6 protein-coding genes are annotated in these 10935 nt (G+C 36.7%); 1 reads left to right on the forward strand and 5 read right to left on the reverse strand.

The genetic code is table 11. From position 1 onward, the window contains the following. Positions 1-589: 589 nt before the first annotated feature. The 5 genes from HCG69_RS20360 to HCG69_RS20380 all read right to left on the reverse strand — a co-directional run bounded on the left by HCG69_RS20360 (position 590) and on the right by HCG69_RS20380 (position 10282). A complete protein-coding gene (locus HCG69_RS20360; RefSeq protein WP_007483967.1) occupies positions 590-2425 on the reverse strand; it encodes a thiol protease/hemagglutinin PrtT in 1836 nt (611 codons plus the stop codon). Between the two features lie 131 nt (positions 2426-2556). Then, the gene (locus HCG69_RS20365) at positions 2557-3477 is read right to left on the reverse strand and encodes a hypothetical protein (protein WP_007483969.1); all 921 of its coding nucleotides are present in this window, start codon (positions 3475-3477) and stop codon (positions 2557-2559) included. 35 nt (positions 3478-3512) lie between these two features. Further along, entirely contained in the window at positions 3513-5162 is a 1650-nt protein-coding gene (locus HCG69_RS20370) for a RagB/SusD family nutrient uptake outer membrane protein (RefSeq protein ID WP_007483971.1), read from the reverse strand. Positions 5163-5186: 24 nt separating this feature from the next. Next, entirely contained in the window at positions 5187-8141 is a 2955-nt protein-coding gene (locus tag HCG69_RS20375; protein ID WP_221651543.1) for a TonB-dependent receptor, read from the reverse strand. A 959-nt stretch (positions 8142-9100) separates the two neighbouring features. Beyond that, the gene (locus HCG69_RS20380) at positions 9101-10282 is read right to left on the reverse strand and encodes a site-specific integrase (protein WP_007483977.1); all 1182 of its coding nucleotides are present in this window, start codon (positions 10280-10282) and stop codon (positions 9101-9103) included. A gap of 452 nt (positions 10283-10734) precedes the next feature. Between HCG69_RS20380 and HCG69_RS20385 the strand changes: the two genes are divergently transcribed. Beyond that, positions 10735-10935: carboxypeptidase-like regulatory domain-containing protein (locus HCG69_RS20385; protein WP_155921502.1), on the forward strand; the 201-nt coding region annotated here is incomplete at its 3' end.

Consider the following 10935-nt stretch of genomic DNA (forward strand, 5'->3'; position numbering starts at 1 on the left):
ATATATATGTGATACTTAAATGTTATCTGAAATATAGTATAACAACTTGATAGCCATTATATTGAAATATTTATGACTCATTGTAGAGCTACTATTTTCTCTACTACACGCATATTTAGATGCCCAAAAAGCAAGTATTATTGTGGTAGCAATACTTTTAATAGTAGCAAATAAGAAGTCCATCAACTATATTCCTATGCTTTGTTTATGTAACTATTTATGAGTAAAGAACGGATTCGGTAGAGATAAGAAAAAATGCTTGGCGAGGTAAAAACAAACAACAATTTGCCTGTTTTATAAATATTTGTTAATCAATTTGTTACGTATTATACTTTTTTCTCTACGGAGATTGACTCGATTCTCTACGATGATCGGTCCGATTCTCTACGAAGAACGCATTGATTCTCTACGAGCAAAGCACTGATAGTTTCTAAGATTTGACAAAGATGATAATAAGTGATGATAATTATTGCTTTTATGTCATAAATATGTTGAGTAATATTACGAGAAAAACCGGTAAATACGAAAGCAGTAGATGCCCAATTTACCGGTTTGAAACACTTCAATAAGTATTCTTCTTAATGATGTATCATTTCTTTATGAATTTATTACTGATAACTCCTTCTGTAGTAAGAACCTTTAGTATATAAATACCAGGAGTATAACTCTCGCAGGAGAAAGTAAATTGTTTTAGTTGAGGACATTCTATCTTTTCCAACAAACGTCCTTCCATATCATAGACTGTAAGCATTTTCATTGTTACAGGAGATTTTACGGTAATTTGATTATTGTTATTCAAAACAATAATATCCAATGCACTATCCTGTTCTATGCTATTCAATCCTGTTACCTCTTTTCTGACAATGATTTCAGTAGTTACATCTCGCCCACCTTTCACCTTATCCCAGGTACTGACATCATTGGCTTTATACATTAACCAGATTCGATCACCCGGTTCAGGAGTTTGAGTAATAATACAACGAAGTCCGATTCCGGAACCCGATATACTTCCGTTACTATTCATTGCTTCCAGTTTGGAAAATGTATACTCATTAGATATAAATTCCTTCACATTTCCAGCTTTATCTACCAGCGCCAAAGCTGCTACTCCTGTGAAATTACGAATACCATAATTTGCTATGAATGCAGCAGTTACATCAAAACTTGTTCCAGGAAGAAAATCTGTTTCTGTAGTGGATAATCCCGAATAAGTAACTCCCCCTGAAGTACCTTTGAAGAAAGCTAACATATCACGGTAACTTGAACCGATTTCAGCTTTTTTTATACCAACGATTGCATTTTGACCAATGGAGAATCCTCCTCCTGTATTTCCTCCGATGCCTTGTTGGTCGGGTTCCAGGGTAGACAATAAATAGTACCCATTAGCCATGCCGCCCCATCCCCAATTGACATGATATCTATCGGCTCTATATCCATCGAAAACAAATTGGTGTCCTTCCTGCTTCGCGTTACTACCTCCATAGATGACAAGGCGTCCGGCATTCAACTCATTTTTCAAAATTTCATCCCACTCATCATTGGTATACCATTCCCGTTCTAATACAGCCAGACTTTTATCATATTTCATGTAGTCTACCATTCCCCGGGCAGCTATCGGGGTATAAGCTCCGCTCTCTTGTGGGGTATAATTCATTTGAGAAAGCACACCGCAATGATACATCAATCGCCCTACCGCATTGGCTTGTGTTGCCGTATAGCTACCTTCCAGGTAAACATCAGGCATATCGTCCCAGGCATAAACCTTGTCATAAGTGACAGAAAGAGTTCTTTGATAAGTCCGTGTAGTATAGGTACAGGTTGCTCCACTTCCCTGATCGGGCCAGCGGTTGTATTTCATTGTAATAGCTAAAGCTGTTGCTACACAACCCGTAGGGGCAATTACATTATCTATATTAGGACACAACTTATTATAAGGAGCATCTTGATTCCAAAGGGCTGTTGATAGCAATACTTCTCCCTCTGTATCATCTGAAAATGTTCCCCGCTGCAACTGATCCCAAAGGGCTGTAATTGATCTGGAAGGCACAATATCTTGCTCTTTAGCCCAATTAATTTGTTCACGATAATACCCCATCCAGTCTCGCAGGCTGGAAGGCATATTTTCTACTTCAAACTTCCCGGTATAACTATAGGCCAATACCGGAGTTACTGCATCGTCGCCCGCAATGATAATAAAACCTCCTTCGGAAGTACGATTAAAAACATAGAAAGCAGGGGCGATATTGGTACGCGTTTGTACATCTTCGCCATTCCATACATATTCCAGACCTGTTTCTGCAGAACGGGTTGTTACCCGGCCTCCAAAGAAATTTCGGGCTAATTGTTCTGCTTGTGATATTGTTACATTATCTCCCCACAAGAAAGAGGAGAAAAATAAAAAAAGCCAAAACAGATTACGTTTCATAAATATATTTTTTAATAAAATGGTTGCAATATCTGACAACGTTCAATTTTTAAATAAAAAATCCCCTTACTTTTTCTTGGAGCAAGGGGATTTCATTCTATCATAGCTCAGCTATTGTATAGCTTCTTTTGTTACTGAAGACTTGCTTTATAAGCATCAATACTGAGGTAGAGTTTCGTTTCATTCTTGCCGGCCGGAGATGCCCCGTCATTATCCTGAATAAAGAGAGAGTTGAGCGGGAAAGTTATTACGTCACCTGTAATTGTACCTAATGGGTAGGTCTTTATATCATTCGACAAGTTTCCGTAAACACTTCCGATAACCATTTCTCCATAATTCAGATCCAAGCCCGTTTTTGCAACTTGCATAGATACTCCGTCAATCGTTGATGTCAATACAAACAAACGATCCCCTAAGAAAGTTTCGTTATAAGGATACCCATCATAAATAACAGGATCTTTACTTATATAGTTCTCAGCAGGTGCATAAGCATTATAGAAACGATATTTTATTGAACTACCTAAATCAGCCTTTTCTATTTCAAGTCCTACTGCCATAGGGCTCACTCCAAAGAATGTTGAAACGGTACCATCAATATAAACTCCCATACCAATGTTTTCCCATTTGATGCGTTGCATAACAGTTCTGGATAAACTTGCTCCCTTATATGGGTTAATATATTCAGAATCAAAAGTTATCTCAAAGCTGTATTCTGTTCCCATTTCTGCATTTGGGAAAGTTACTTCCAACGTTGTTTCAGATTCACCGGCAGCAAAAGAAACAGATTCAGGGATTACAAAAATATTGTCTGAATTAGATAGTACTTTCACCGGTACAGTAACTGCTGCATCGGACTTGTCACGACCTACTGTCAGGGTTATTGACGTTATAGCCGGATCAAGTTCATAATTATAAGTATTGGTTTCAGAGAAATATGCGCCAACACAGTCCGGACTTACCGTTGGAGACGGGTCTCTCTCTACACTGTCAGAGCAAGCGCCAAGAGCCCAAGATAGAACTCCGAATATTGCTATTTTGATATATTTTTTCATATTCTTCTACATTATTAAAAAATCGATGATTATTATCAGTCTGTTACGCCATCTTTCAATCCGGCACCATCTCCTGGCTGAGGTTGACGGCCGTCATTATTATTCGCAGACAAAGGAATACCAGCATTACTGTTAGTTTCGTCTTGTGGTATACGCATCAGTAACCAACCGTCATTGGATGCCATATTGAATGCAAAGTTATTGGGAAAGTTTGTAGTTACTGCACTGCTAACGCGTACAATATTCTTACCTAAACGCATGATATCAGCCATAGAGAATCCTTCACCCCAAAGCTCTACGCGACGCTGGAACCAAACTTCATTCTGGAAAGCAGTTGCATCTGCAGCAGTACATACATAATTAGGATCACGTTCAGCCTTTACAAAATTTTCCAGAATTGTTTTACCTCCGGGCAGGTCCCCTGCCATGGCTGTAGCCTCTGCCTGAATCAATAACATCTCTTCATAACGCATCATGCACCAGTCGCCGGCATTCTTGTCATTACCCACTCCACCATATTGCGCAAACTTTACATTAGTATAAGGAATGAACGGAACTTTTACATCCGGAATAGCCAGCGTGGCTATTTCATCGCCAATAGCATCTCCCCAGTTCAAACTGGCCAGATTATCTGAATGCAGATTTTCGTCTACCCACCAGCCTTTACGTACATCAGTATGTGATATTTTTCTGTACAACAAGTTGTTAATAGCTTTATAGCATCCCTGTCCGGTAGCATAACCTTTGGCCGAGAAAGAACTGTATGCTCCTGGCCAGCTTGTGAGCTGACGGAGAATATTGGTTTCTGTTATAATAGCTGCCCATATCCAGTTGGGATCCTTGTGATCAATAAATGCAGGCTTTGAAACATCTTCACGGCTGTAAGGAGTGTAACCTTTCATAGCTTCTTTCGCATCAGATGCAGCGTCAGCCCAATTCTCCATATATAAATTAGCGCGTGCACGAAGACCGTAAGCAACATTCAAATCCACTTCCGATTTTGAAGAACGGGTATAGTTCAGATCCTTCAAGATATTAATAGCATCTGTTAAGTCATCCATGATTAACTTGTAGGCTGCCTCTGCAGTTGCACGTGGGTTGCTGGAAGGGTCTCCTTCCATAACATCAGTTACCAATGGAACTGTTGGTTTATCTTCATTCCCTTTATATTTAAATTGGAAATAAGGAACTAAACATAAGTAGTCGAATGCACGGACTGCTTTAGCCTGTGCTTTGTAACGAAGCAATGTTGTATTCTCTGTATCAGCAGGAATAGATTTCAATATATCATTTGCCTGCTTTATTTGATTGTAGAACAAAGCCCAGCGCATATATGGATTGGCATATGTATCACTACGATCAGAAAACTCGCTACATGTACTAAACCAGTTATAGTCCGAGTTACTTGCCACCATATCCGGTCCGTTCAAATCTTGAGAAAGACATACTGCCGGATAACCAAAGTCATCATCACGTGCAGAAGTGAATACATTTTTATAAGCAGCCGCTATACTTGAAAACATACCGGTTACATCGGCTTGCAGGCGTTCGGGAATCATCTCAACAACTTCCTGCTTCTGCTCAGTTGTAAATGTTCCGCCTTCGGGGATAGTATCAAGATCAGCACAGGACGCGATCATTGTACCTCCTAAGATAAGGACTAAATATTTATTTGTCATTTTCATAATTTCATTGTTTAGTTATTAACATTAGAATTTCAAAGTAATACCACCGGAAATGGTTCTCAAAGCTGAATAATTAAAACTACCAGAAGTAGTAGAGCTACCCAATCCCCAGTATTGACGTGGATCGAGACCTTTTCTTGCAGAAATAACAGCTAAATTCTCGCCGGCAACATACAGACGTAAACTTGAAACGCCCAATGTGTTCAACCAACGTTTAGGGAAAGTATATCCTAACATTACACTATTCAGGCTTAAATAATCCGAGCTGGTCAGGAATCTTGACGATTGCTTTTGATTGGTATTATCTGAAGCACAGAGGCGTGGATAATTTGAATTTGGATTTTCCGGTGTCCATGCCTTCAATACATCCTTGTGGAAGTTTGTTCCTGCCATATCACCACGATGCATCAATGCCTCGTAAGTTCCATCGTACAATTTACCGCCAAGCTGGTAGGAGAACTGAACAGAGAAATCTACACCATAAGCATTCAATTGCGTACCAAAACCACCATATACTTTAGCTAAAGTGCTTCCTAAGTCAGATTGTTTTGCTTTTGAATAGTCATTCGTTGTTGTATAGTCACCATTATCAGGATCTATATAATACAATGCCTGGCCATCATTAGGATCTACACCTGCATATACGGGTAAATAGGAGTTATATAAAGAACCGCCAACACGATAAATAGCATTACTGTATTTTATACCACCGTTTCTTTTAGCAGACTCGGCAAGATCAGTTATTTTGTTTTTGTAATGAGTTGCATTGATGTTAGCAAGCCATTCTATATTATTATTTTTATAAAGAACTCCATTCAAGTCAACTTCAATACCTTGATTAACGATAGAACCAACGTTCATCGGAATAGTCGCATATCCCATAGAGATAGGTACCGGCTGATTGTAGAGCAAATCAACTGTTTTACGATTAAAATATTCTACCGTACCATTCAAGCGGTTACCCAAAAGTTCGAAATCAAAACCAGTATTGAATGCATATGAAGTTTCCCAAGTAATGTCTTTGTTTCCTTTATAGCTAAATGAAACAGCAAAATCTCCATTACTATTGGTTACTGAATATTGATCGGCATATGCATAGTAATTTCCTAAATTATCATTACCCTGAATACCATAACTTGCTTTAAATTTCAGCATATCTATCCAACTCACATTGCTCATAAAGTTCTCTTTATTGATGAGCCATGCAAGACCCACACTACCAAAGTTACCCCAACGATTGTCCGGATGGAAACGGGAAGAAGCATCACGACGATAAGAGGCACTAACAAAGTACTTTTCATCATAATCATACTGAATACGAGCTAAGTAACCCATAGTGGTGTATTCATTGGTAAAAGAGGCTACACGAGGAGGAGATGCAATTGCATTATTCAATTCACCGATAGTCGGATTATAGATTTTCGTATTACTACCTTGTAACTCTTGGAGTTTCAGATTGTAAGATTCATAACCCGCCAAAACGTCAAAGTTGTGCAGATCTGCAAAAGTTCTTTTATAAGAAGCTAAATACTGTTGATTGATTGCAAATTCACGGTAATGAGCCACATAAACAGCTCCACCACTACTTACACTTGAACCATAGAACGGATTTGATAACTCGTTACTACGCTGGTTACGTACGTTTGCACCAATATTAGCCGTGATAGATAAGCCCTCGATCGGAGTTAATATTGCATACCATTTGCTGTTTATTACGTCAGTATAAGCATTTTGCTTATCCAGATCCAGTGTCCCCAATGGATTACCAGACATACTTGGACGCACAAAATTGGTAGAAGAACCAAAGTCATAAACAGTTAATCCACGATGATCTACCTGGATGCTTCCATCCGCGTTACGTACATATACGGGATAAATAGGAGCAATCATATTGGAAAGCTGGAACAAGTTACCACTTGATCCCCATGTAGTCTGTCCGGAAGGTGATTGTATATTATAATAGGTATATGCTACATTAGCACCTACTTTCAACCATTTTTTTGCCTGATAATCTGCTTTTGCACGTCCTGTGAAACGGGTAAAACCTGAACCTGGGATAATACCGGAATCATCCAGATAACCAGCAGACATATAATAATTCAACTTATCCGATGCTCCTGCAACAGATACATTGTATTCCTGACGAAGGTTTGAATTGCCGAAAGCTTCATCGTACCAATCATCCGGTTTATAATAATACTTTCCATCCGAATAACCCAAAGTCGCATTCGGGTTAAGCTTAAAGTTTGTACCAATCAGTTTTTCTCCATCCGGAACGGTATACACCAAATAGCCCAAACCACCATTTTTATCATCAAGCAATGCAGCATCAGCATGTGCATAGCCTTCAGTTGCACTACCACCATTATATACTTTTGAATTGTACAACGCACGATACATTGTTTCATAGTACATAGCCGGGTCACTCATTACATCATAATTAGGAACCGCCCGGCGGTTAGAACCCCATTTGGCATCTACTGTAATAACCGCTTCCTTGGAATCAGCCTTTTTAGTTGTAATCAAAATAACACCGTTAGCACCACGCGCACCATAGATCGCATTTGCAGCAGCATCTTTCAGTACAGTCATGCTTTCGATATCTTGTGGATTGATAGAAGAAATACTCCCGTCAAAAGGAATTCCATCTACTACATACAATGGAGAGTTACTTGCACTCATAGAACCAATACCACGGATACGAACAGTTGCAGCACTACCCGGCTGACCATTACTTGAAGTGGTTTGTACTCCGGAAACCTGACCAGCCAATGCATTCGTAACATTTGAAACAGAACGTTCCGCCAGTTTATCAGCTTTCACAGTAGATGCAGATCCGGTAAATGATGACTTTTTCGCCGTACCATATGCTACTACCATTACTTCATCAATCATCTGTGAATCCGACTTCAGGAATATTCTCAGAGAGGGTTTAATTGCGACCTCTTGTGTTTGCATACCAATAAACGAAATCTGCAAAGTTTTTGCAGAACTAAATATTTTATAATCATCTTATTATAAGATGATTATAAAATATACTTAGGACTTGGCTTTATTAAATCAAATACATACATATATCGTTGATAATCAGAAATATATAAGTTTTAAATATCACCTTTTATCATCTATTTGAAATACTAATTTATTATCAAATTATGAATTTAATAATTTGATATACAAGTACAAATATTCAATACACAATATTGTCTGAGATACTATTATAGTACTTTACAGTTATAAAATTCACTTAAGGTTAATTTTTATTGTACTCATAACATGTTTATTTGCAGTAAATTATAAAAGCATTATAATAATGTAAGTTTCTTAATTCATGTAAGGATATATTGATTCAGTGAAGACATTTCCGCTCACTTATTGATTAACATTGTTAATCAATATTTTAAAGCATATTGCATAAAGTAGCAAACTATGCATTGTTTTATCATATAACAATGCATAGTTTTGTGTAGAAAAGTACGTATTTAAAGCATTATTAAATACGTACTTTTGATATGAATATAATACATTGTTTTCAGAGTGCTGATAACTATGTGTACAACCCATTTTTATATATTGGACACTGCATCTTACTCTATTTTATTAAGTTCAAAACAGTAAGATAAACGTTATTTTGATAAGCTTCTCATATTGAAAAGAAACAGGCATATAAAAAGTTAAAATATTTTTTGCACAAAGCCCTATACATACAGCATAGTTTCTTTATAAGGAAGTTTTTGATTCTCGGGAAGTGAGATTTAGTTTTTCGTAGAGAGTCGTGGTGTTTCTCATAAAGTGACTGCACTGTGTTGCCAACGTTTAACTATTGAAACAGTAATATTTATCTTTGCACAAATATCTGTTGACTGTTTCGTAACCAATGAACGCCTTTTATCTAAATAACTGTTTACTTAAAACGTCATCTTATACCCCATACATTCTCATAATGGAGAACGTTTTGTACTCTTAGCTTTCTCCAGATCCCTCACAATCGTCATATCCATAACATTTGTATAGACTTGGGTAGTCTTAACACTTTTGTGGCCTAATAATTTCTGGACAGTTGTAATATTTACTCCATTGTATATTAATAAAGTAGCATTCGTATGTCTGGCTGTATGAAAAGATACTTTTTTGTTTATCTCTGCCAGCCTTGATATAATAAGTAATTCCTTATTCACATTTGAATTATCTCTGAGTTTAAAAAAATCAGAAAGATTATCCTGATATTTATTCAGAATCTGAAGTCCTTTGCCTTTAAATAACAGATATAAGGGAAGTCGTACTTCTATACGAGTTTTGATTGTCTTATATATAAGCCAGGTATCTTTTTGTATTTTTACAATGTTTTCAGCAGTCAAATTTACAAAATCGGAATATCTCATTCCAGCATAACAGCAAAACAGAAAAGCGTCTTTTGTTTTTTCCAATCGCTCATATTTATCTCCCAAGTTTAATTTTTCAATCTTGTAAAGTTCATCTGGCGATAAATGAGTATGTTTATTTTCCACACTCTTTATTTTATATTTTCTGAAAGCGTATTTTTGTACCTCCATATATTCTTTATTTATAGCTACATTAATGTGCCTCTTCAGATGCTTCATGTGCTTAGCTATTGTATTTACATGGTATCCCTTGCTTTGTAAATACTGATCAAAAGAAGATATAAATTCGAAAGTTAATTCTGTGAATGAGATGTCCTTTTTATACTTTCTCAATAGTTCAAGCGTCGAAAGATGATTCTGTTTAGTACTTTCTTTCAATCGGGAGTTTAGAATTTCTTTACGAAAAAAAGCAAGAAAAGATTCTTCTTCTCCTGGTGAGGTTACTAATGCATCTTTTAGGGCATCCAATGATATTGATTTGTTTTGTTGCCACATGCCTAACTCTTTTTTCTCTATTTCGGCCATGTATTCATAAATCATTCGGTTAAGTGCTTCTGCATTCGGATGATTCCGAACCCTTCTCCTTTTAGCGTCCCACTGATCCGGTTTTAAATAAACCTTAGTTGAGAAGTATTTTTTCTTTCTATTCAGATAAGCTTCTATCTGAACTAATGCCATTCCCCTCTTATTTAGGTTTTTCTTTCTGTTAAACACTAAATTGTAGATAATTTTCTCCATAAATTTGATTTTGTATTAATACTATAAACAAATAAGACGTATATATGTGCAATATAAGAACTGAATAAGTTTTAATATCTGCTAAAAGCCAGCAAAGCCAGTTAGATAATTATCTATGGTCGTTTAAAAAAAATGCGGAATTTTTGTTTATAAAGCTTTCTCTTCGATCAAAAAGGATTCTTTTTAGCTAAATTTAGTGGTAAATAACAGAAAATATACAGTTAGAACGTACTTTTTGTCAGTGCAACATGTTAGTTATAGGTGTGCTATTTAGGTTTTTTAAGCCGTGATTATATGCTGTTAAGCATTATTTTGCGCGCTTTGATAACAATTTGTTATTAACACATGGTTTTTTTACAAAAACAATTGCTTGTTTCATATTTATTAATATATTTGCATTTTGTTAGAGTAAAGAAACAATTAATGTAAAGTTAAACTTTAAGAGAGAATTTATGAAAAGAAAATTAATGCTGTTATTGACCTGTCTTTTTGTAGGTATAGGTCTAGTAACTGCCCAAACTCAGAAGGTTACAGGTGTTGTAATTTCTGAAGAAGATGGGCAACCAGTTGTTGGAGCCTCTGTATTAGTAAAAGGTACCAATTTAGGTACCATCACTGATGTAGATGGTAATTTTACTTTGTCGAGCGTACCA

Origin of the sequence: Bacteroides sp. K03 (genome assembly GCF_019734355.1) — a bacterium.
GTDB classification, from domain to species: Bacteria; Bacteroidota; Bacteroidia; order Bacteroidales; family Bacteroidaceae; genus Bacteroides; species Bacteroides nordii.

Excerpts from the sequence above, each read along its gene's own strand:
- HCG69_RS20360 (WP_007483967.1), bottom strand. The coding sequence starts at position 2,425 with ATGAAACGTAATCTGTTTTGGCTTTTTTTATTTTTCTCCTCTTTCTTG.
- HCG69_RS20365 (WP_007483969.1), bottom strand. The coding sequence starts at position 3,477 with ATGAAAAAATATATCAAAATAGCAATATTCGGAGTTCTATCTTGGGCT.
- HCG69_RS20370 (WP_007483971.1), bottom strand. The coding sequence starts at position 5,162 with ATGAAAATGACAAATAAATATTTAGTCCTTATCTTAGGAGGTACAATG.
- HCG69_RS20380 (WP_007483977.1), bottom strand. The coding sequence starts at position 10,282 with ATGGAGAAAATTATCTACAATTTAGTGTTTAACAGAAAGAAAAACCTA.